This window comes from Amycolatopsis sp. NPDC043887 (assembly GCF_056435665.1).
In genome coordinates, this window is record NZ_JBWKEB010000012.1 from 88,853 (window position 1) to 109,835 (window position 20,983).

23 protein-coding genes are annotated in these 20,983 nt (G+C 70.2%); 14 read left to right on the forward strand and 9 right to left on the reverse strand.

Features of this window, described 5'->3' with window-relative positions:
* Window positions 1–389: 389 nt before the first annotated feature.
* Entirely contained in the window at window positions 390–1,064 is a 675-nt protein-coding gene (locus AC069H_RS29230; protein WP_478234475.1) for a lysophospholipid acyltransferase family protein, read from the reverse strand.
* A gap of 51 nt (window positions 1,065–1,115) precedes the next feature.
* Between AC069H_RS29230 and AC069H_RS29235 the strand changes: the two genes are divergently transcribed.
* Window positions 1,116–2,018 carry a glucosyl-3-phosphoglycerate synthase gene (locus AC069H_RS29235; RefSeq protein WP_478234476.1) on the forward strand — a complete coding sequence of 301 codons (903 nt, stop codon included), beginning with the start codon at window positions 1,116–1,118 and terminating at the stop codon, window positions 2,016–2,018.
* Here AC069H_RS29235 and cydC read toward each other — a convergent pair.
* The 4 genes from cydC to AC069H_RS29255 are packed head-to-tail and all read right to left on the reverse strand — an operon-like array spanning window position 2,007 to window position 7,297.
* Window positions 2,007–3,557, reverse strand: a complete 1,551-nt coding sequence (gene cydC, locus AC069H_RS29240; protein WP_478234477.1) for a thiol reductant ABC exporter subunit CydC — start codon at window positions 3,555–3,557, stop codon at window positions 2,007–2,009. The two genes, AC069H_RS29235 and cydC, sit on opposite strands and share 12 nt — an antisense overlap.
* On the reverse strand, window positions 3,554–5,113 hold the full coding sequence (gene cydD / locus AC069H_RS29245) for a thiol reductant ABC exporter subunit CydD (RefSeq protein ID WP_478234478.1): 1,560 nt from the start codon (window positions 5,111–5,113) through the stop codon (window positions 3,554–3,556). Before cydD ends, cydC begins: the two co-directional genes overlap by 4 nt.
* A gap of 9 nt (window positions 5,114–5,122) precedes the next feature.
* Window positions 5,123–6,115 (reverse strand): cytochrome d ubiquinol oxidase subunit II, encoded by a 993-nt coding sequence (locus tag AC069H_RS29250; protein WP_478234479.1) that lies wholly within the window; start codon window positions 6,113–6,115, stop codon window positions 5,123–5,125.
* Between the two features lie 3 nt (window positions 6,116–6,118).
* A complete protein-coding gene (locus AC069H_RS29255) occupies window positions 6,119–7,297 on the reverse strand; it encodes a cytochrome ubiquinol oxidase subunit I (RefSeq protein ID WP_478234480.1) in 1,179 nt (392 codons plus the stop codon).
* Window positions 7,298–7,437: 140 nt separating this feature from the next.
* Between AC069H_RS29255 and AC069H_RS29260 the strand changes: the two genes are divergently transcribed.
* From AC069H_RS29260 to AC069H_RS29290, 7 genes are read left to right on the forward strand one after another with little or no spacing between them, the layout of a single operon-like run.
* The gene (locus tag AC069H_RS29260) at window positions 7,438–7,764 is read left to right on the forward strand and encodes a helix-turn-helix transcriptional regulator (RefSeq protein WP_005155407.1); all 327 of its coding nucleotides are present in this window, start codon (window positions 7,438–7,440) and stop codon (window positions 7,762–7,764) included.
* Window positions 7,761–8,426, forward strand: coding sequence for a permease prefix domain 1-containing protein (locus tag AC069H_RS29265; protein ID WP_478234481.1), 666 nt, complete (start codon window positions 7,761–7,763; stop codon window positions 8,424–8,426). Before AC069H_RS29260 ends, AC069H_RS29265 begins: the two co-directional genes overlap by 4 nt.
* Window positions 8,423–9,073 (forward strand): permease prefix domain 1-containing protein, encoded by a 651-nt coding sequence (locus AC069H_RS29270; RefSeq protein WP_478234482.1) that lies wholly within the window; start codon window positions 8,423–8,425, stop codon window positions 9,071–9,073. The genes AC069H_RS29265 and AC069H_RS29270 overlap by 4 nt, the downstream gene beginning before the upstream one ends.
* On the forward strand, window positions 9,070–9,741 hold the full coding sequence (locus tag AC069H_RS29275) for a permease prefix domain 1-containing protein (RefSeq protein ID WP_478230802.1): 672 nt from the start codon (window positions 9,070–9,072) through the stop codon (window positions 9,739–9,741). The genes AC069H_RS29270 and AC069H_RS29275 overlap by 4 nt, the downstream gene beginning before the upstream one ends.
* Entirely contained in the window at window positions 9,738–10,040 is a 303-nt protein-coding gene (locus tag AC069H_RS29280) for a DivIVA domain-containing protein (RefSeq protein WP_340684462.1), read from the forward strand. Before AC069H_RS29275 ends, AC069H_RS29280 begins: the two co-directional genes overlap by 4 nt.
* Window positions 10,037–10,486: an SRPBCC family protein gene (locus AC069H_RS29285; RefSeq protein ID WP_478230800.1), complete on the forward strand. Its 450-nt coding sequence runs from the start codon at window positions 10,037–10,039 to the stop codon at window positions 10,484–10,486. Before AC069H_RS29280 ends, AC069H_RS29285 begins: the two co-directional genes overlap by 4 nt.
* A complete protein-coding gene (locus AC069H_RS29290) occupies window positions 10,479–11,051 on the forward strand; it encodes a DNA-3-methyladenine glycosylase I (protein WP_478234483.1) in 573 nt (190 codons plus the stop codon). Before AC069H_RS29285 ends, AC069H_RS29290 begins: the two co-directional genes overlap by 8 nt.
* Before the next feature lie 46 nt (window positions 11,052–11,097).
* On the opposite strand, the gene AC069H_RS29295 is transcribed toward AC069H_RS29290, so the two are convergent.
* Window positions 11,098–11,892, reverse strand: coding sequence for an enoyl-CoA hydratase/isomerase family protein (locus tag AC069H_RS29295; RefSeq protein ID WP_126736366.1), 795 nt, complete (start codon window positions 11,890–11,892; stop codon window positions 11,098–11,100).
* 195 nt (window positions 11,893–12,087) lie between these two features.
* On the opposite strand from AC069H_RS29295, the gene AC069H_RS29300 reads away from it, so the two are divergent.
* Both AC069H_RS29300 and AC069H_RS29305 read left to right on the forward strand, forming a co-directional pair.
* On the forward strand, window positions 12,088–12,255 hold the full coding sequence (locus tag AC069H_RS29300) for a DUF3117 domain-containing protein (protein ID WP_005155393.1): 168 nt from the start codon (window positions 12,088–12,090) through the stop codon (window positions 12,253–12,255).
* A 90-nt stretch (window positions 12,256–12,345) separates the two neighbouring features.
* Window positions 12,346–13,809: a leucyl aminopeptidase family protein gene (locus AC069H_RS29305; protein WP_478234484.1), complete on the forward strand. Its 1,464-nt coding sequence runs from the start codon at window positions 12,346–12,348 to the stop codon at window positions 13,807–13,809.
* Window positions 13,810–13,816: 7 nt separating this feature from the next.
* Here AC069H_RS29305 and AC069H_RS29310 read toward each other — a convergent pair whose 3' ends face one another.
* Complete coding sequence (locus AC069H_RS29310) at window positions 13,817–14,428, reverse strand: phosphatase PAP2 family protein (RefSeq protein WP_478234485.1); 612 nt, start codon at window positions 14,426–14,428, stop codon at window positions 13,817–13,819.
* A 69-nt stretch (window positions 14,429–14,497) separates the two neighbouring features.
* On the reverse strand, window positions 14,498–15,382 hold the full coding sequence (locus AC069H_RS29315; protein WP_478228465.1) for a LysR family transcriptional regulator: 885 nt from the start codon (window positions 15,380–15,382) through the stop codon (window positions 14,498–14,500).
* Window positions 15,383–15,487: 105 nt separating this feature from the next.
* Here AC069H_RS29315 and AC069H_RS29320 point away from each other — a divergent pair, with 105 nt between their 5' ends.
* Window positions 15,488–16,723, forward strand: coding sequence for an MFS transporter (locus AC069H_RS29320; protein ID WP_478234584.1), 1,236 nt, complete (start codon window positions 15,488–15,490; stop codon window positions 16,721–16,723).
* 23 nt (window positions 16,724–16,746) lie between these two features.
* Here AC069H_RS29320 and AC069H_RS29325 read toward each other — a convergent pair whose 3' ends face one another.
* Window positions 16,747–17,397 (reverse strand): O-methyltransferase, encoded by a 651-nt coding sequence (locus AC069H_RS29325; protein WP_478228372.1) that lies wholly within the window; start codon window positions 17,395–17,397, stop codon window positions 16,747–16,749.
* 199 nt (window positions 17,398–17,596) lie between these two features.
* Here AC069H_RS29325 and sigE point away from each other — a divergent pair, with 199 nt between their 5' ends.
* The 3 genes from sigE (at window position 17,597) to AC069H_RS29340 (ending at window position 20,951) form a co-directional block, all read left to right on the forward strand.
* The gene (gene sigE / locus AC069H_RS29330) at window positions 17,597–18,196 is read left to right on the forward strand and encodes an RNA polymerase sigma factor SigE (protein WP_016331450.1); all 600 of its coding nucleotides are present in this window, start codon (window positions 17,597–17,599) and stop codon (window positions 18,194–18,196) included.
* On the forward strand, window positions 18,193–18,870 hold the full coding sequence (locus tag AC069H_RS29335) for an anti-sigma factor family protein (protein ID WP_478228373.1): 678 nt from the start codon (window positions 18,193–18,195) through the stop codon (window positions 18,868–18,870). The genes sigE and AC069H_RS29335 overlap by 4 nt, the downstream gene beginning before the upstream one ends.
* A 539-nt stretch (window positions 18,871–19,409) precedes the next feature.
* Window positions 19,410–20,951, forward strand: coding sequence for a S1C family serine protease (locus AC069H_RS29340; protein WP_340684455.1), 1,542 nt, complete (start codon window positions 19,410–19,412; stop codon window positions 20,949–20,951).
* Window positions 20,952–20,983: the final 32 nt, after the last annotated feature.

The window sequence follows — 20,983 nt, forward strand, 5'->3', positions numbered from 1 at the left end:
GGGGGGGGGGGGGGCGGAGGGGGGGGGGGGGGGGGGGGGGGGGGGGGGGGGGGGGGGGTTTTTTGGTTTCCAACCCAAAAACCCCCCCCACGACCCACCTGAGGGCTTCGCTCCCTTGAGTTCCGGTGAAGCCGAGTGCCGGACCGCGCCCCACGCCGCGTTCGCCGTACCCCTCACCAATCGCCGTTGCCGGGACCCTGAGGCCTGCTTGCCGTGGCTAGTGGGACTCCTGCGGGCGCGTTGCTTGTGGCGTGTGGGGTCACTGGTGCGCTTGGGGTGGCTGGCCTTCACAGCACTTCACCCAGACCAGCCGCGCCCGGCAGAGTCCAACTCCCGCGAGCAGCAGGGGAGCAAGGGACCTTTGCTACCACTTCGGCCCGGCTCGACCGTCAGGCAGCGCTCTGATCAGGCCGTTTGTGGTACGAGTCGACGTACTCCTGCCCCGAAATCTCCAGGATCGCGTACATGATCTCGTCGGTCACCGAGCGCCGGATCGCCGGCGACGAGTCCTGCCCCTCGTACCGGGAGAAGTCCAGCGGCGAACCGTAGGTGACGGTGATCTTCGCCCGCCGCGGGATCCGCTTCCCGGCGGGCTGCAGGTATTCGGTCCCGGAAAGCGCGACGGGCACGACCTTCGCGCCGGTCGCCAGCGCCAGGGCCGCGACACCGGTGTGGCCGCGGTGCAGCCGCCCGTCCAGCGAGCGGGTGCCTTCGGGGTAGATCGCGAACGCGCCGCCCGCGTCGAGCACCTTCCGAGCCGCTTCCAGCGCGGCGAGGCCGGCTTGCGCGTTGCCGCGTTCGACCGGGACGTAGCCGAGGCCGCCCAGGAAACCGGCCATCAGTTTGCCCTTGAGCCCGCGACCGGTGAAGTACTCCGCCTTGCCGAGGAACTTGACCTGCCGCATCGCCGTGAAAGTGATCACGCCGGTGTCCAGCGCCGCCCGGTGGTTGGGTGCCAGCAGCACCGGCCCGGTGGCGGGAATGTTCTCCACGCCGCGGATCTCGGGGCGGTACAGCGCTCTGACCAGCGGGCCGAGCACGAATCGGACGAGTAGCGGTAGCAAGGTTCCTCCATCGACAGGGTGTCGGACTCCAGCATGGCACGATCACTACTCATGAGTTGGTTCGAGCGGCGTACGTGGCAGAACCCCGGCTGGACGGTCGATGACATCGTCGCTGCGAAGGGTGACCGGACGGTTTCGGTCGTGCTACCGGCACTCGACGAAGAGGACACCGTCGCCGAGGTCGTGGGGACGGTCCGGCCGTTGCTGGGCACGGTCGTCGACGAGCTGATCGTGATGGATTCCGGGTCCACCGACGCCACCGCCGAGCTCGCCGCCCGCGCCGGCGCGCGCGTGGTGCACCGCGAGGACGTGCTCCCCGAGCTGCCGCCGGTGCCGGGCAAGGGCGAGGTGCTGTGGCGGTCGCTGGCCGCGACGACCGGTGACGTCGTCGTGTTCCTCGACTCCGACCTCGTCGACCCGGATCCGGCGTTCGTGCCGACCCTGCTCGGGCCCCTGCTCTGCGAAACCGGCGTCCACCTGGTCAAAGGGTTCTACCGGCGGCCGCTGCGGCTGGAGAGCAGCGGCGGCGGCCGGGTCACCGAGTTGCTGGCACGACCGGTCCTCTCGGCGCTGCGACCTTCGCTCTCCGGGCTCATTCAGCCCCTTGGAGGCGAGTACGCCGCGACGCGCGAGTTCCTCGAATCAGTGCCCTTCGCGGCCGGGTACGGCGTCGAGATCGGGCTCATTCTCGACGCCGAAGCGCGCTACGGCCTCGAAGGGCTCGCGCAGGTCAATCTCGGTGTACGCAAGCATCGCAACCGCTCACTGCTTCAGCTCGGGGTGATGGCGCGCCAAATCCTCGGGACGGCGCTCGCGCGCTGCGGCATCAAGTCGGACGATCCGGCCCAGCTCACCCAGTTCGCGCAAGTAGGTGACGAATGGCTGCCGGAGGTCGCCGAGGTGTCGGTGAGTGACCGGCCGCCGATGCGGGACGTGCGCGACCTACAGACGTAGGACTTCGTCGAACCCGGCGACCTGCGACTCACGATGCGTCACCAGGACGACGGTGCCGCGCGCGGCCGCGAGCACGTCCGCCAGGACGGCGTCGCCGTGCTCAGGGTCCAGCCCTTCGACAGGCTCGTCCAGCACGAGCACCGGCGGCGCGGCCAGCACCGCCCGAGCGAGCACGAGCCGCTGGCGTTGCCCGCCGGACAGCGAGTCGCCGTCTGAGCCGACTTCGCGATCCAGTGGCAGGTCGAAACCGGCCGTAGCGCACGCGTCGAGCAGTTCGGCGTCGGAAGAGCCGGGCTTCGCGAGCAGCAGGTTCTCCCGGACCGTCGTGTGGAAGACGTGCGCGTCCGCGAGCGCGCCCGTGATCACCGACGGCAGCAGCGTCGGGTCGTAGGTCTCCAGTGGTTTCCCGTTCAGCAGAGCGCGCCCGGACGTCGGCGCCACGGAACCCAGCAGTACGTTCAGCAACGTCGTCTTCCCGGCCCCGCTCGGCCCCACGATCCCGACCCGCTTGCCCGGCGGAAGGTCGAGGTCGACGCCGTTCAGCGCGGGGGCCCTGCCCTCGAACCGAACACCGACCCCTTCGAGCCGCAGATGCCCAGGCTCGGGCGCCACGGTGCCGCGTGCGGGCGGCGGTTCCGTCAGCAGCGAGCGCACCCGCTCGGCCGACGCGCGGACCTCGACCCAGCGCTGGGCGGCCGCGATCAGGGGGAGGACCAGCTCGAACACGGCCAGCGCCCCGAGGGCCAGTGCCGCCGTCAGCGGTGGTGAAACCCCGGCGGTCAGCGCGATCGTGACGCAGGTCAGCAGCTGAACGAGGATCCCGGCCGCGGTCAGCAGGCTCGTGCGGTTCGCTGTCGCGCGGTCCCGCACCGCCAGTGCGTCGACAGCGGTGTGCGCGGCGTCCACAGTGGACTCGTGCACACCGTAGGCGATCAGCTCCCGACGCCCGGTGATCAGCTCGACCGACCGTTCGGCGAGGTCCGCGCGGGCCGGAGCGCTCTTCTCCGCCGCCGTGCGAGTGATCCGCACGCACGACCACGGCAAGCCGATCCCCGCGACGGCGAGCCCGACCGCCAGCACGAGCCCGGCGGCCGGGCTGGCGATCAGGGCGACCGTCGTCGACGCCGCACCCACGAACGCGGCGACACCGGCGGGCAGCAGGCACCGCAGGATCGCGTCCTGCACGGCGTCCACATCGGACACCAGCCGCGTGACGAGATCGCCGCCCGAATGCCGGGAGACCCGGTGCGGCAGCAACGACGTGTACACGCGGGTCCGCAGGGCGCCGAGATACCGCAGGACGACCTCGTGCCCGGCGAGCCGTTCCGCGTAACGCAGGCCGCCGCGCAGCAACGCCAGCGTCCGGACGGCGACGATCGCCACCGTGAGCGACGCCAGCGGCGGCTGTTCGGCCGCCTTCAGCAGCAGCCAAGCGGCCATGGCCATCAACGCCAGCCCGGCGATCTCCGCCCCGGCCGCGATCAACCCCGCCCGGACCAACCGCACGGCGTCCTTTGTGGACACGCCCCAGACGTTCACACCAGTTCCCGTTCTCGTACGGCGCCCTCGTGGACTTCGAGGACGCGGGTGGCCAGCGCGGCCATCGCGGGCCGGTGGGCCACGAGCACCGCGGTCCGGCCGGTGAGCAGTTCGCGGGTCGCGCCGAGCACGGCGGCTTCGGTCTCCGCGTCGAGCCTGGCCGTCGGCTCGTCGAGCAGCGCGAGCCCCGCCTCCGTGCGGGCCAGTGCTCTGGCGAGACCCAGCCGTTGCCGCTGCCCGGCCGAAAGCGGGGCGCCCAGTTCGCCGATCCGCGTCCGGTAGCCGTCGGGCAACCCGCGCACGACCTCGTCGAACGCCGCCGCGCGTGCCGCGGCCTGGACGTCCGGTACCTGGCCCATGGCGATGTTCTCCTCGACGGTCCCGGTGAACAACGTCGGCCGTTGCGGTACCCAGGCCGTCCCGGCCCGCCACGTCAGAGGATCCAGTTCGCGCAGATCGACGCCGTCGATGAGGACCCGGCCGGACGTCGGCGTCACGAAGCCCAGCAGGACCGCCAGCAGCGTGCTCTTCCCGGAACCGCTGGGACCGACGAGCGCGACGTGTTCGCCCGAGTCGATCGTCATGTCCACTTCGGACAGTACGATCTCGTCGCCGTACGCGACGCTCACCTTCTCCAGCACGATCCGCGGCGCACCGCGGCCGGCCACGCGCGAACCGCGGACGACATCCTCCGAACGCACGGCCAGCGCCTCACGCAACGTGGCGAGCCCTTCGGCGCTGGCATGGAACTTCGCCCCGGCCGCCCGCAGCGGCAGGTACGCCTCCGGGGCGAGCAGCAGCACCAGCACCGCCGTGTGCACGACCATGCCGCCTTCGAGCAGCCGGAAACCGATCGGTACCGCGACCAGCGCCACCGAAAGCGTCGCCACCAGTTCCAGTACCAGCGCGGACAGGAACGCGACCCGCAGCGTGCGCATCGTCGCGTCGGTGTGCGCGTCCGCCATCGCCCGCACCGTCTTCGCCTGCGCCTCCGCGCGGCCGAACACCTTGAGGGTGCCGAGCCCGCGCACGACGTCGAGGAAATGCCCGCCCAGCTTGGAAAGCAGCGACCACTGCTTGGCGGTCTTCGCCTTGGTGTGCTGCCCGACCAGGATCGCGAACACCGGGATCAGCGGCAGCGTCGCGGTGATGATCAGCGCCGACGACAGATCCGCGGCGAACAGCCGGACGAGTACCGCGACCGGCACGATCGCCGACAGCACCACCGTCGGCAGATAACCGGTCAGATAGCCGTCGCCCGCGTCGATCCCCTTGGTCACCAGGGTCGCGACCTCACCGGGCTTCTCCACGTCCGCGCCGAGCAGCCGTTTACGCAGCCCGGCCTTGACCGTCGCCGCGAACCGGCCGCCGACGGAGCCCTGGACGCCCGCGAGCAACGCCCGCACCGCGATGGCGGCCACGAGAGTCCAGGTCAGCCCGCCGCCGGTGAGCAGCGTCGCGAGGCCGTCGGCCTGGACGAGGATCGCCGCGGCGGTCAGCGTTCCGAGGACGGCCAGTACGCCGAAATGGCGTCGCAGCCCGGGAAGGGGAGGCATCTCAAGCTCCTAGAAGTGCAGCAGCGAGCGCTGGTCGACCCGGCTGTCGTGCTTACGCCAGGTCACCCATTGCACGGCGGCGATCGCCACCAGGGCGGGAGGCAGGACGAAGGTGAGCAGCCCGAGCATCTCGGTACTGGTGGCCGCTTCCGTCAGGCTCAACGAGAACCCTCCGTCCACAGACGACACCAGCGCGTCCGGCAGGCGCGCCGTTCCGACGGCCAGCACCGGTGACGCGGACAGCGTCATCGTGGCGACCAGTGCCGTCTTGTGCCGTCCGGCGCGCAAGGCCGCGGCCGCGACGCCCAGCGCACCGAACGCCAGCACGATCGCGGGCAGCACGGACCATGACGCGGTGGTCTCGACGGCGCCCCAGGCGACCGCCACGACCAGGAACGCGAGCGACGGCGCGAGCAGCGCCTTGGCGATCCGGTTCGCGCGGGCGGTGAGCTCGGCCGGCGCCCGTAAGGCGAGGAAAGCCGCGCCCTGCAAGGCGAACAAGGCGACGAACCCCGCGCCCCAGAGCAGCGCGTACGGGCTGAACACCGCGAGGACGTCGCCGGTCGGTTTCCCGGCCGCGTCGAGCGGGAGCCCGAGGACGAGATTGCCGAGGAACACACCCCAGGACACCGCCGTCACCCAGGCGCCGACGGTGATCGCCAGCGTCCAGGCACCGCGGCCCGCGTCCGGCCGCCTGCTGCGCAGCTGCACCGCCGCGGTGAAGGTGACCAGCCCGAGCAGCAGGGTGACGACCGGGAGATACGCCCCGGCGAACACTTTTCCTTCCAGATGCGGGAAAGCGCCGAACAGGACACCGACCGCGGCCACCAGCCACACCTCGTTGGCCAGGAAGAACGGGCCGAAGGCGCCGAGCACGCGCCGCCGCCCTGTCTCGTCACGGCCGAGCCTGCCGAGCAGCATGCCGACGCCGTAGTCGTAGCCGGCCAGCGCGAAATAGCCGGCGGTCAGGAAACCGAGCACGCACCACCAGAGGATCACCATCGGTCAGACTCCGCTCAGGACGGGAAGCTCGGCACGGGGCGCGGCCGCCTCTTCGACGGGTTCCGGGCCGCGTTTCGCGACCCGTGACATCAGCACCCAGTCGGCGATCGCGAGCACCAGGAACAACAGGGTGAAAGCGATGAAGGAGAACAGGATCTGCCCCGCCGGGATCGCCGCGACGGCGTCGGCGGTGGTCAGCTGCCCGCGGATCAGCCACGGCTGGCGGCCGATCTCCCGCACCAGCCAGCCGAGGATCGCCGCGACGAACGGCAGCGGGACGGCCAGCACCATCACGTACAGCAGCGGCCGCACCTTGGTGATCCAGTTCCGGAACAACAGCACCGTGCCGAGGAGCGAAGCGAGGAAGGCGATGAACCCGATCTGGATCATGAAGCCCAGCGAGGCGCCGACCAGGGGATCCGCTCCGTCGAGCTTGCCGGGATGGTAGTCACCGAGCGGGCCGAACTGGCCGAAACCGAAGTTGATCACCAGTGTGCTGCCGATCAGTGAGGCGAGTACGCCGACCCGCATCGAACGCCGGAAGAACTCGATCTCCTCGGTGCGCTTGATGAAGTGGTACGCGCTGACGCCGACCACGAAGAAGCCGCCGGTCATCAGCGCCGCGCTCAGCACGTGCGGCAGCGACATCGTCAGCGCCGGGTTGGTGAACAGCGCGCCGAAGTCGTCGAGTTCGAGCACGCCGTTCTCGGCGTGCGTGCCGACCGGGTTCTGCAGGAACGAGTTGGCCACCATGATGAACAGCGCCGAGGCGTACGCGGTCAGCGTGACCAGCCAGATCAGCGTCAGGTGGACCCATTTGTTCAGCCGCCCCCAGCCGAAGATCCAGAGCCCCAGGAAGGTCGATTCGGCGAAGAAGGCCACCAGCGTCTCGATGGCCAGCGGTGCGCCGAAGACGTCGCCCGCGACCGCGGACAGGCCGGTCCAGGTGAGCCCGAACTGGAATTCCATCACGATTCCGGTGACGATTCCCAGCGCGTAATTGATCACGTAAAGCTTGCCCCAGAAACGAGTCATCCGCGTGAGTTCGGGCTTGCCGCCGAACGCGGAGCGTGTCTGCATCACCGCGACGAGTGTCACGAGCCCCAGTGTGAGCAGCACGAACAGGAAGTGGAACGAGGTCGTCGTCGCGAACTGGAGTCTCGCGATCGGGAGTGCGTCCATGTCGAGGCACTGTATACGTAGGCTGGCTACATGTAGGCACTAAATCTATGAAATCGGGGTGATCTCGGGGACATTCCCTGAGGCCGCTCCGGGAATGTCCCGGCTACCCTGGTATGCGGCGATGTATAGACTGTCTATCTATGAAGGCCGACAGTCTGCGCGGGCACCTCGACGCGCTGCTCCTCGCCGTCCTCGACGGCCGGAAGCTGCACGGGTACGCCATCATCGAGGCGCTCCAGCTCCGCAGTGACGGTGCGCTCGACCTGCCGACGGGCACCGTCTACCCGGCGCTTCGCCGCTTGGAGCGCGCCGGGTTCCTTGCCAGTGAATGGGACGTCGTGTCCGGCCGCAAACGTCGTACGTACAAGCTCACCCGCTCCGGGCAGAAGGCACTGGCCGCGGAACGGGCGGAGTGGCAGGAGTTCACCACCGTGATCGGTGGTGTCCTCGGGGGGAGCACGGCATGAGCGCGATCGACGGCTGCATCGGCGATCTGGGCAGGCGGCTGAACGGGTCGCCGAGGGCGAAGACCGATCTGCTCATCGAGGCCAGGGACGGTCTGGTCGACGCGGCCGAGGCGTATCGCGAGGGTGGCATCGACGAGGCGGAAGCCGAACGTCGTGCGGTCGCCGACTTCGGCCCGGTCGCCCTGATCGCGCGCGACTATCAGGCCGAGCTGGCGTTGCGCGGTGACATCGGCACCCTGTGGAAGGTCATCGTCGGAATCCCGTTGATTCAGGTGAGCTGGGAGCTGGCGCGGATCTGGACCTATGGGGACTGGAGCCGTTCGGGGAAGCCGAACCCGGAGTGGTACATGTCCGTCATCGAACTCTTCGGCGTCCTGGTCATCGTTCCGCCGCTGATCGGCGTGGTCGCGCTTTTCGGTGCCCGGCGGCTGGGGCGCAGGCTCGACGGCGTCAGGCTGGGGAAGGTGACGCGGTGGACGGTGGGCGCCGCGGCGAGCACGAACCTGCTGGCGCTGCTGCTGCTCACCGTGGGCACCGCTGCCCTCGATCCGTCCAGGATGAACGTGAGCCTGGCGTGCAACGTGCTGGCGGCGGGCTGGGTGGCGTTCAGTCTTTGGTTGCTCGCGCCCGCCTTCCGGTCCCGGCGCGCGCTCGCCGCATGAACGCGATCGAGGCCTACATCGGCGATCTCGACGGCAGGCTGCGCGGGCCGTCGGCGGCGAAAGCCGATCTGCTCACCGAGGCGAGGGACGGTCTGGTCGACGCGGCCGACGCCTATCGCGCGGGCGGTGCCGACCAAGCCGAAGCCGAACGCCGTGCCGTCGTGGAATTCGGCCCCGCAGACCTGATCGCTCGCGACTACCAGGCGGAACTGGGTCTCCGGCGGGACATCCGCGTGCTGTGGGAGCTGATCGCCGGTGTCCCGCTGCTGATCCTCGCCTGGGATCTGGCGCGGGTCTTCGCCGACTGGTCGCGGCTCGGCGCTCCGCCGTCCTGGTACCACCGCGCGATCGGCGTGGCCGACACGCTGGCGGCGCTGTCCCCGGCCGTCGCGATCGCCGGGCTGCTCGCGGCACGGCTGCTCTCGCGGCGGACGGCCGGTCCGCCGGTCGCGCGCGCGGTCTCGTGGACGCTGGCCGCGGCCGTGGGCTTGAACCTCGTCGCGGTCGCGACCTACGGCGGCGCGACCGGACTTCTGGAGCCCGCCCGCCTGCTCGTCAGCGTGCCGTGCGCGGTCCTGTCCGGGACCTGGATCCTGTTCAGCATGCGGCTCACGGTCGCCGCGCGGAGTTGGAGAACCACGGCATGACAGTGATCGAGGCCTATCTCGGGGAGCTGCGCACGCGGCTGGACGGCCCGGCGTCGGCGAAACGGGATCTGCTGCGCGAGGCGCGCGACGGGCTCAACGACGCGGCGGACGCGTACCGCGACGGCGGCTGGAGCGAACACGAGGCGCAGCGGCGCGCCGTCGCCGACTTCGGGCCGGTGCACCTCATCGCCCGGGACTACCAGGCCGAACTGGGCATGCACAGCGGCACCCGCACCCTGTGGAAACTGATCCTCGGCGTGCCGCTGATGCAGCTCGCCTGGGAGCTCGCCCGGAAATGGACCTTCGGCGACTGGTCGCAGCTCGCGCCGACGCCGGGTTGGTACAAGTACATCGCCCAGTTCACCCACGGTTCGGTCTTCATCGTGCCGGTGCTGGGCGTGATCGCCCTCGTCTCCATGCGCTGGCTGTCCCGGCGGATGGACGGCACCCGGCTGGTCAAGACCGCCGGCGTGCTGATCGGCGAGGCCGTCGGGCTGAACCTGCTTTCGGTGGCGCTGCTGGTGATCGCCACCGGGTTCATCGACGCGTCGAGGCTGTTCCTGTCGGTGCCGTGCGGGATCCTCATGGTGCTCTGGGTGGTGGTCAGCGTGCGACTCGCGTTGCTGGCGCGACGATCGTGGCGTTCGTGTGCCACGATCGTGACGTGACGACCGCCCTGATCTATCTCGTAGTCATGCTGCTGGTGGCCGCCGTGGTGTTTCTGCTGGCCGCCGTGGTGTTCGGCCGGGGTGAGGAGCTGGCCCCGCTGCCGCCCGGCAGTTCGCCGACCAGGCTGCCCGCCGAGGACATCACCGCCGAGGACGTCCACGCCGTCCGCTTCCAGATGGTGCTGCGCGGCTACAAGATGTCCGAAGTGGACTGGGTGATGCGGCGGCTCGGCGTCGAGATCGAGGAGCTGCGCGCCAAGGTGGCCGAACTGGAGGCAGAGCGCGAGGGCGCCAGGTGACCGATGTCGTCGTCTCCGTCGACGTCGCGGTACCGGCCGGGACGGCTTGGCTCGCCCTGACCGATTGGGAACGCCAGGGCGAATGGATGCTCGGCACCGAGGTCGAGGTCGTCGAAGGCAACGGGCGTAGCGTGGGCTCGAAACTGTCGGCGTTCACCGGCGTGGCTGGGATCGGGTTCACCGACACCATGGAGATCACCAGCTGGGAACCGCCGCTGCGCTGCGTCGTGCGGCATACCGGCAAGATCGTGCGGGGCACCGGGGTGTTCCAGGTGATCGAGAAGGGGCCGCACGCGTCGACGTTCGTCTGGGCGGAGCATCTGCGGCCGCCGTTCGGCGTCGTCGGACGGCTCGGCTGGCCGGTCGCGAAACCGGGGTTCGAACTGGGGCTGCGGCTTTGCCTGCAGAGATTCGTGAAGTACGCGGAGGGGTATCGGGTTGGCTGAGGCGGGTCTGCTGGGCGCGGACGGGATCAAGCGGTGTTCGTGGGGCAACTCGGCCCCGGACTACGTCGAGTACCACGACACCGAATGGGGTGTCCCGCTCCACGGCGACGAGGAACTGTACGAGCGTCTGTGCCTGGAGTCGTTCCAGTCCGGGCTTTCGTGGATCACGATCCTGCGGAAACGCGAGTCCTTCCGGGAGGCGTTCGCCGGATTCGTGCCGGAGAAGGTCGCCGTCTTCACCGACGACGACGTTGCCCGGCTCATGGAAGACGCTTCGATCGTGCGGAACCGGGCCAAGATCCTGGCGGCGATCAACAACGCGCGGGCGATCGAGGAACTCGACGGTTCGCTGGACGACCTGCTGTGGTCGTTCGCGCCCTCCTCGCATACGCGGCCGCGGCGGATGGCCGACGTCCCGGCGATCACCGACGAGTCGAAGGCGATGGCGAAGGAACTCAAGAAGCGCGGCTTCGTGTTCCTCGGGCCGACGACCTGTTACGCGCTGATGCAGGCGACGGGGATGGTCGACGACCACGTGAAGGACTGCTTCCGGGCCCGGTCGTGAGTGGCGATTCGGGTTAGAACCCGAATCGCCACTCACGACCCAGCGGCTACTTGCCCTGGAAGTTCGGCTTGCGCTTGCCCACGAAGGCCTCGACGGCCTCGGTGTGGTCGGCGGTCGCGCCGAGCGCGGTCTGGGCCTCGTCCTCGGCCGCCAGCGCGGTTTCGAGGGACGACTCGGCGGCGACCGACAGGACGTTCTTGATTTTCGCGTACGCGACCGTCGGGCCGGCCGCGAGCTTCGCGGCGACCTTCTGCGCGCGGGCGGCCAGTTCCTCGTCCGGGACGACCTCGCTGACCAGGCCGAGTGTCAGCGCTTCAGCGGAGTCGACCGTGCGCGCCAGCAGCATCAGTTCCGCCGCTCGGCCGAGACCGATCAGCCGCTGCAGCGTCCACGACGCGCCCGAGTCCGGGCCGAGGCCGACGTTCGCGAACGCCATCAGGAAGTTCGCCGACGTCGCGGCGATCCGGAGGTCGCTCGCGTACGCGAAGGCCGCGCCCGCGCCGGCCGCGGGGCCGTTCACCGCCGCGATGACCGGCTTCGGCATCCCGACGATGGTCTTGACGATCGGGTTGTAGTGCTCCTTGACCGTGTGTAGCGGCGCGGGGTCACCCGCCTGCAGCAGGCCGACGTGCTCCTTCAGGTCCTGCCCGGCGCAGAACGCCTTGCCCGAGCCGGTCAGTACGACCGCGCGGACGCTGTCGTCGGCCGCGGCCTCGGTCAGGCCCGCCAGCAGCAGTTCCTTGAGTTCGACGGTCAGCGAGTTGTACGCCTGCGGCCGGTTCAGCGTGAAGGTGCGCACGCCATCGGCGTCGGCGGTCAGCAGAACGTCGGATGTGGTCACGGGATCTCCTAGTCGGCGAAACTGCGGTCGGAGACGAGTCTTTCAGCCTCGCGAGCCGCATACCAGCACCGATACGGCGGCAAAAGATCGGTCCGCGTTCGCGCTCGGCCGCTGATGAGGGACAATGGACAGTAGACCCGGCTGGCTTTGACGAGCGCGACCCGGGCGCGCCGGTTGAGACGGAGGGAGCACGCTATGGCGGCCATGAAGCCCCGGACCGGAGATGGTCCCCTCGAAGTGACTAAGGAGGGGCGGGGCCTCGTGATGCGCGTACCACTCGAAGGTGGTGGGCGCCTCGTCGTCGAACTCTCCGCGGAAGAAGCGAAGGATCTCGGCGCGGCCTTGCAGGAGGTCACCGGCTGAGCCGGACCGCACCAACGTTCAACCACCCGCACCCCGGTCTCCCCTCGGAGGCCGGGGTCGCGGTTCATCTGCGCCCGGAGGTCGCTCACTGTGCGTAACCCGCTACCCCCCGTTCCGGGGAAGCTGCTCGAACTTGAGGTCTCGGACGACCTAAGGCGCGGTACGCCGCTGGCCACGCTGGTCGCCGCGCCGTCCGAAGAGGACGGTGACGCCGGACTCGCGGAGATCGGCGGCGTGCGGCCCACCGGCAAGGCCGGTGACGTGCAGACCGTGCCGACCGGCGGTGTCCGCTGGCTGGCGGGTGTCGGCGACGGTGAGCCGAAGCAGTACCGCAAGGCCGGCGCCGCGCTGGTCCGCGCTGTCTCGTCGGCGCTGGAAGAAGACGTCAAGGCTGGGCAGAAGGCGTTCCGCGCCTTCGCCGTCGAGCTGCCCGAGGACGCGGGCGCCGAGCACGTCGAGGAACTCGCGTTCGGGCTGCTGCTCGGCGGTTACCGGTTCACGGTGACGGCCGAGGACCCCAAGCCGAGCCTGCGGACCGTGCGCTTGGTCACACGTCACGAGCACGCCGTGGACGCCTTGGAGCGGGTCCGCGAACTCGCCGCGGCCGCCGCGTTCGCGCGCGACCTGGCGAACACGCCGTCGAACGTCAAAACCCCCGCTTGGCTCGCTGACACGGCCGCCCGGGCCGCCGGTGGCATCCCGAACCTGACCGTGACGGCGCGGGACGAGAAGTGGCTGGCCGAGCAGGGCTTCGGCGGCGTCATCGCCGTCGGCGGCGGGTCGGCCGCGCCGCCGCGGCTGATCGAGCTGGAGTACCGGCCGCGCGGAGCGACGACGCATCTGCTGCTGGTCGGCAAGGGCATCACCTTCGACACCGGCGGTCTTTCGATCAAACCGGCCGACGGCATGCACCTCATGCGCACCGACATGGCGGGCGGCGCGGCGATCATCGCCGCGGTCCGCGCCATCGCGGCGCTGCGCCTGCCGGTCAAGGTGACCGGGCTGGTGCCCGCCGCCGAAAACCACGTGTCCGGTTCGTCGTACCGGCCCGGCGACATCGTCCGGCACTACGGCGGCAAGACCACCGAGGTGGGCAACACCGACGCCGAGGGCCGCATGGTCCTGGCCGACGCGCTCGTCTACGGCATCAAGAAGCACAAGCCGGACGCGGTGATCGACGCGGCGACACTGACCGGCGCCATGAAGGTCTCGCTCGGCGTCCGCACCGGCGGCGTCTTCGCCACCGAAGACGCGCTCGCGGAGCGGGTCACGAAGGCGGGCGAGCGGGTCGGCGAGGCGTGGTGGCGGATGCCGCTGCTGGAGGATCTGGCCGAATCCGTGCAGGGCTCGCTCGGTGACGTCCGGCAGGCGCCGGGTGGTCCCGGCGGCATCGTCGCGGCGCTGTTCCTGCGGGAGTTCGTCGGCGACGTGCCGTGGGCGCATCTCGACATCGCCGGCCCCGCGCGGGCCGACAAGACCTACGCCGACGTCGTGCCCGGGGCCACCGGTTTCGCGGCGCGGACGCTGGTCGAACTGGTCGCTTCCTACGCCTGACCCGCGGTTACCTGCGGGGCGGGAGCAAGGGACCTTTGCTACCGCCCCGCAGGTCGACCTTGGGCATGGGCTGGGTCGGCGCGTCTCCGGCATGGGCGGTGAGCCGTCGGGCGATCCCGGTCGCCGGGCCCTTCAGGTACCGGAACACGAGCCACGCCGTGACCGACCCGAGGACGAGCCCGGCGAGCACGTCGTGCGGGTAATGCGCGCCGACGAACACCCGTGAGAAGCCCATCAGCAGGGCGCCCGGGAGCACCCACGGCGCGAGCCGGCGCCAAGCGAGTGCCAAGCCGACGGCGGCCGCCGCGGCGATCGTGGAGTGATTGCTCGGCAAGGACCAGTCGCCCGTCGGCGGGCATTCGACGAGTGTGACCAGGTGACGGCACGGCCGGTCCTCCTGGATCACGCTCTTCACCCCTTCGCTGATCAAGTACGCGATCGCGGTCGCGGCGGGCGGCAGCAGCGCCACGGCCAGCCGGACGGGTGAGGTGCGGGCCCGCCACAACAGCCAGGCGAAGAGCGCCGCGAAGGCGAGTAGTCCTGCCTCGGTGAACAGGATTCCCGTCGCCTGAAGCCAGCTCGGGCTCTCACTCGCCAACTCCACGATGTCGTCGTACATTCACCCGAAGTTAGCGAAAATGCTTCCCTGCCGGGGTGGACGAACGGCAGTGATCGACCCTGACGATCGTCACCAAGGCTGCGCGCGGACTCGCTCACGGAACCGCAGCACGGCGGGCGGCAGGACCACGTCGCGCCGCCAGGCCAGCCCGATGGTCCGCCCGACCGGCGGCACCAGCGGGACTTCGACGACCCCCGCGGGGCTGCCCGGCTCGAAACGGGGGAGCAGCGCGACGCCGAGCCCGGCCGCGACCAGCCCGCGGACTGTGTCGGATTCCTGCCCTTCGAAGGCGATCTTCGGCTCGAAGCCGGCCGCGGCGCACAGGTCGTCGGTGATGGTGCGGAGTCCGTACCCGGTTTCGAGGAGCACGAATTCCTCGTCCTTGAGGTCCTCGATGGCGGCGCTGGGCCGGTCGGCGAGGCGGTGCGACGTCGGAACGGACAGGAAGATCTCCTGCTCGGTGAGCACGGCGGCGTCGAGCAGCGGGTCGTCGACGGGTGCGGGCGCGAGCAGCGCGAGGTCGAGTTCTCCGCTGGTCAGCCTGTCGACCATGTCCTGACGTGACCCCTGGACCAGGGTGAACCGGACGCCCGGATGGTCCGCGCGGTAGCCGCGGAGCAACGTGGGGACCAGCGACCGGCCGAGCAGGTGCAGGAAGCCGAGGACGACGTGCCCGGATTCGGGGTCGACCTCTTCGCGGGCTTGGCGGACTCCGGCGTCGACGGCGGCGAGGGCACGTTCGGCGGCATCGGCCAGCAGCTCGGCGGCCCGGGTGAGCCGGATGCCGCGGCCGTCGGGGACCGTGAGAGGGGCGCCGAGGGCCTCGCCGAGCGCCGAGATCCGGCGGCTTACCGTGGGCTGGGGGACACCGAGCAGCTCGGCCGCGCGTGTGACGTTCGTCGTGCGGCGGAGTGCGGTGAGCAGCGCGAGCTGCGGGGCTAGCTGGGCGGTCATCCTTTCATTCAGCACGGTATCGATTGTGGCAGATGAGCGTATTAGACGTATCGTTTAGCTAGGCTTAGCTTCGGGACCGTGCCTGCCACCGGAACCACCCGCCGCGTGACGATCGCCGTCGCCGCGGCCGGGATCTCCTCGTTCGCGCTGCTCTACGCGCCGCAGCCGGTGCTGCCGCAGCTGGCGGAGCAGTATCACCTCGATCCCGGTGGCGCTTCGCTCGCGGTGAGTGTCGCGACCGGTGCGCTCGCGATCGCCGTCCTGCCCATCGCGGCGCTCTCCGAGGTCGTGGGTCGGCGTCCGGTGATCATCGCTTCGGTGGTCGCGTCGGTCGTGTTCGGTTTCCTGCTGCCGCTGGCGCCCAGCTACCCGGCGCTGCTCGTGCTTCGGGCGCTGCAGGGGGTCGCGATCGCGGGGTTCCCCGGAGTGGCCGCCGCCTACCTCGCGGAACGGCTCGGCAAGGCCGGGCTCGCGGCGGCGGTGGGCGCGATGATCGCCGGGAACACCATCGGCGGCATGATCGGACGGCTCGCGGCCGGGTTCACCGCCGGACCGTTCGGCTACCACGGCGCGCTGCTCGTGGTCGCGGGGATCGGGCTGGTCTGCACGGTGGTCACGGTGCTGGCTCTGCCGCCGGGGGAGCAAGGGACCTTTGCTACCACTTTCGCGGATCGTCGCAGGTCAGAGCGGTTAGGCGAGCAGGGCAGGGCGGTATTGGCCGGGCTCGGCGCGGCGGTGCGGAAGCCGGTCCTGCTGGTCCAGTACGCGGTCGCGCTGCTGGCGATGGGCTCCTTCGTCGCGCTGTACAACGCCGCCGGATTCCGCCTGACCGGTGAGCCGCTGAACCTCTCGCCCGCGATCGCGTCGCTCGTCTTCCTCGCGTACGCGATGGGCTCGGTCTCGTCGGCGACGGCGGGCAAGCTCGTCGGCCGATTCGGCCGCCGCCGGTCGCTCGCGGGTGCCCTGCTGCTTACGATCGCGGGCGCCGCGCTGACGCTGTCCGACTCGCTGCCCATGGTCGTCGCCGGGTTCGTGGTGCTGACCGGCGCGTTCTTCGCCGCGCACGCCGTCGCCAACGGCTGGGCCGCCGCGGAGGCGCCCGAGAACGCCCGAGGCCAGGTAGGCGGGCTCTACACGCTTTCGTACTACCTCGGCAGCAGTATCGGCGGCGCCGTCGGCGCGACCGTCTTCGGGCGCGCGGGCTGGACCTGGCTGATCGTGCTCACCGCCGCCTGGCTGGCCCTCGCCGCGGTGGCCGTGGTCGCGGTGGTCCCCAAGTCCGTGAAGGCCTCCTTCCCTACTTTGAGGGTAGGCAAGGAGGCCTTCACGGAACGGGTCTGAAAAGTGGTAGCAAAGGTCCCTTGCTACGCGATCGCGGCGACCAGCAGCCCGCCGCCCACCGGCAACAGTGCCGGGACCAGCCGCTCGTCCTCACGGAAGGCCCGCGCGACCTCCCGCAGCGCGAGGGTGTCCGGATCACGTCGTGAGGGATCGGTCACCCTGGACCCCGAGACGTTGTGGAATGCCAGTATCCCGCCGGGCCGGAGCAGCGAGACGGCCTTCTCGTAGCAGCTCGGGTACTCGACCGGCGCCGAATCGACGAACACCAGGTCGTAGCCGCCGGGGGTGAGCCGGGGGAGGACGTCGAGCGCGCGCCCCATGATCAGGCGGGTCCGCCCCGGCGCGTAGCCGGCCTCGCGGAACGCCGTCCGCGCCGCCCGGTGGTACTCCGGCTCGATGTCGATCGAGGTGAGGATCCCGTCGTCGACCATGCCGCCGAGCAGGCACAACCCGCTCACCCCGGCCCCGGTCCCGACCTCGACGACAGCCTTCGCCCGCAGCGTCGTGGCGAGAAAACGCAGAGTCGCACCCGCGCCCGCGCTCAGCGGACCGCATCCCAGATCGGCCGACCGCGCCCGCGCGGCGGCCAGTACCTCGTCGTCGGGGACGTATCCGTCGACGAGGTCGGCGTCGGCGGCCTCGGCAGGCGAGCCCGCATGCGTCCCGGAATTCACACGCGGAGGTTAGCGCTGCCTATCGTCAAAAGAGCGAAGACTCCCTGGTACCGACTTCTCAGCCTCCTCTCAGTCCAGTCTCACTAGAAACATAAGCAGGCCGGACAGACTGGTCCTCGACAACGGGAACACCGTGCTCATCGCCCGCGTTGGGTGGAGTAGTTGGGAGAAGACGCTGATGGAGGTGCCTACTTCCCCGATGCAGGAAACGATGCAGGACCAGCACGCGGACCAGGTCACGCCGGTGACGGTGGACGAGGCCGCATGGACGCCGCCCTCGTGGGACGAGGTCGTGCGTGAACACGCCGACCGCGTGTACCGGCTGGCGTACCGCCTGACCGGTAACGCCCATGACGCCGAGGACCTGACGCAGGAGACCTTCATCCGGGTCTTCCGCTCCCTCGCGTCCTACAAGCCCGGCACGTTCGAAGGCTGGCTGCACCGCATCACCACGAACCTCTTCCTCGACATGGCCCGCCGCCGCTCGCGCGTGCGGATGGAAGGCCTCCCCGAGGACACCGACCGCATCGTCGGCGACGACCCGAGCCCCGAGCAGGTCTACTCGGACACGCATCTCGACCCGGACCTGCAGGCCGCGCTCGACGAGTTGCCGCCCGAGTTCCGTGCCGCGGTCGTGCTATGCGACGTCGAAGGCCTCTCGTACGAGGAGATCGGCGCCACCCTCGGTGTCAAGCTCGGCACCGTGCGCAGCCGGATCCACCGCGGCCGCCAGGCGCTTCGCGCTTCTTTGGAGCGCCGTCGCGCTGCGGCGCAGGAGTCTGCGAAGGTGGGGGTATGACCGCACCGCGAGGTTGGGGACTCCCCGAGTCGCATCTGCTTCCGGACGCCATCGTCGCCTTCGTCGACGGGGAGCTGTCCCTCGGCGCCCAGGACAGGGCCTCGGCGCATATCGCCCGCTGCCAGGCGTGCGCGGCCGAGGTGACCGCGCAGCGCCAGGCCGTCGCCGCCGTGAAGCAGGCGGGAGCCCCGTCGATGTCGGCGGGTTTTCTGGCCAGCCTGTGCTCCATCCCGCAGAACACCGAACTTCCCGGCACACCGGACAACCTGGCGATGACCGCCGACGGTCAGCTGGTGGCCATCCAGCGGCCCGACCGGGTCGCCGGCCTGCGCGACACCGGGGTTTTGGGCGGTACAGCGCCGTTGGGATCAACGGCGCCACTGGGCCAGTCGCCGAACGTCCTCGGCGGCGGGCGGTTCGGTCTCGCCCGGCGGAAGTACGCGCAGGGCGCCGGAGTCGTCGTTTCGGGCCTGGTCCTGAGCGCCCTGGCCCTCGTCGCGACCTCGGGTGACGGCACCGAAGACCAGCCGACCACCGGTTTCACCCCGCCGCAAGGCGTCAACGCCGGGCTGCTGCCCGCGCAGCTGGGCGGCGGCGCCCAGCCGGAACCGCCGCGCAGCACCACGCCGACCCCGAGCACGTCCAGCGTGCCCATGCCGGTGTCCGCCCGCTGATCTGCTTCGTCAGGGCGTGACGAAGCAGATGGTCGCGCTCTTGAACTTCGAAGTCCCTTGCTGATCTTCAGCGGCGGTGGTGTCGTAATCTCGATGTCGTCGAAACACAGTCCGACCTTGGCGTTGATCGCCAGGCGCAGGGCGACGCCCTCCCCGCGCAGCGGCGTCGGGACGGCGTACTCGTAGAAACCGTCCTTGCAGTTCCAGTCGCCCTTGTCGACCCCGGTGAGCTCACCGCGTACGGCGCTTGCGGTGAATCGCACGGCGTCGGGACCGCGTCAGCCTCCTCAGCGTGATGGCCACGACGAGCGAGGCGGCGAACAGGACCATTTGGACTTTGAAAGGAGAAGCCCTCCTTCTTGGGCGGCTGCTGAGACCATTGCTGGCGAGAGACAGGCGTGAGACATAGTTGCCTCAAGTGTCACATTTCTTGCCGGTTCGGGGAATCAACGCGCACTTCACCGTGGTCACGGCAGAATCCCGGGTAAGGCCTGGCGTACTCTCGCGTCCGGCCAACCTGATCTCAGCCCCGGGGAATGATGACCGAGCAGCCGAACGCGAATCCGCAGCAGCCTGGTGACCCGGCGGGGGATCGGCTGGCGCCGCGCCCGCTGGCCAGGCCCGCCGTCGATCCGGCGCAGGCGGCCACGTTCGGCAGGCCGCACGGTGTCGATGGTGCCTTCGACAAGCTGTACCAGCCGGGCGCCAACGGGCAGTCCGCGCCGGGGCTGAACCTCGCGCCCCCCACGCCGGAATCGCTGGCCGAGGCCTTCCGCCGCCCGCCGGGCGCCGAAGGTGTCGTGCTGGAGCGGCCGCACGGGACCAACGGCTCCGCACCGTCCGCGAACGGCGCCGAAGGCCCGCTCTGGACCACGACCTCGGATCCCTGGCGTGACCCGTCGTCCGGCGCGGTGCTCGCCGGGCCCGCCGTGCACCAGGACTCGGAAGAGGAGAAGGACGCGAAGCGCCCGCAGGGTGCGCTGCTGAGCCTTCCGGAGGTCCTTTTCGGGCGGCGTGTGCAGACGAAGGCGCTGGCGATGCTCGCCGCCGTCGCGTTGGTCATCGGCGCCGCCGGCGGGCTGATCGGCTGGTGGTTCGCCGACACCGGCACCGAACTGACCGGGCAGGCCAGCATCTCCGAAGCCGACGCGGCCAAGGAGCGTCCGGCGGGTTCGATCGCTGACATCGCCCACCGGGTGGCGCCCGCCGTGGTCTCGCTCGAAGTGTTCAAACCCGGCGCCGACGCGGGCCAGCAGGGCTCCGGCGTCGTCATCGACACCCAGGGCTACGTGCTCACGAACGAACACGTGATCTCCGCCGCGACGGCCGACGCGGCCACCAAGGTCACCGCCGTGTTCTTCGACGGCAGGCGCGTCGAGGCGAAGGTCGTCGGCGCCGACCCCAAAACCGACCTCGCCGTGGTCAAGGTCGACGTCAAGAACCTGACCGCGCTGCAGGTCGGGAAGTCTTCCGACCTCGCCGTCGGCGACTCGGTGATCGCCGTCGGTTCGCCGCTGGCGCTGCAGAACTCGGTCACCGCGGGCATCGTGAGCGCGCTCAACCGCCCGGTGACCGCCGGTGGCGACGGCGGCAGCGCGCCGGTGATCTACGAGGCCATCCAGACCGACGCCGCGATCAACCACGGAAACTCGGGCGGCGCGCTCGTCGACGCGACCGGTGCGCTGGTCGGCATCAACTCCGCGATCCGCTCTTCCAGCGCCGAAGGCGGCAGCATCGGCATCGGGTTCGCCATCCCCAGTGACTACGCGGTGAAAATCGCGAAAACACTGATCAAGGACGGCAAGGTCGTCCATCCCGACATCGGCATCAACGCTTCATCGACCGTCGCGGGCTCCAGCACCATGGGCGCACAGGTTCGCAACGTCGCCCCTGGCGGCCCCGCGGCCTCCGCCGGAATCAAAGAAGGCGACGTCATCACGGAAGTCGGCGGACGGCTCGTGCGCGACTCGGCGGAACTGCTCGTCGCGGTCCGCGCTCGCGAAGTCGGCGAAGTGGTCCCTGTCCGCCTTGTCCGGGATGGGTCTTCTCTTGTCGTGGACGTGAAACTGGCCTCGGACTAGCGAGTTCGGCCGGGTACCCTGAACGGGGAAGA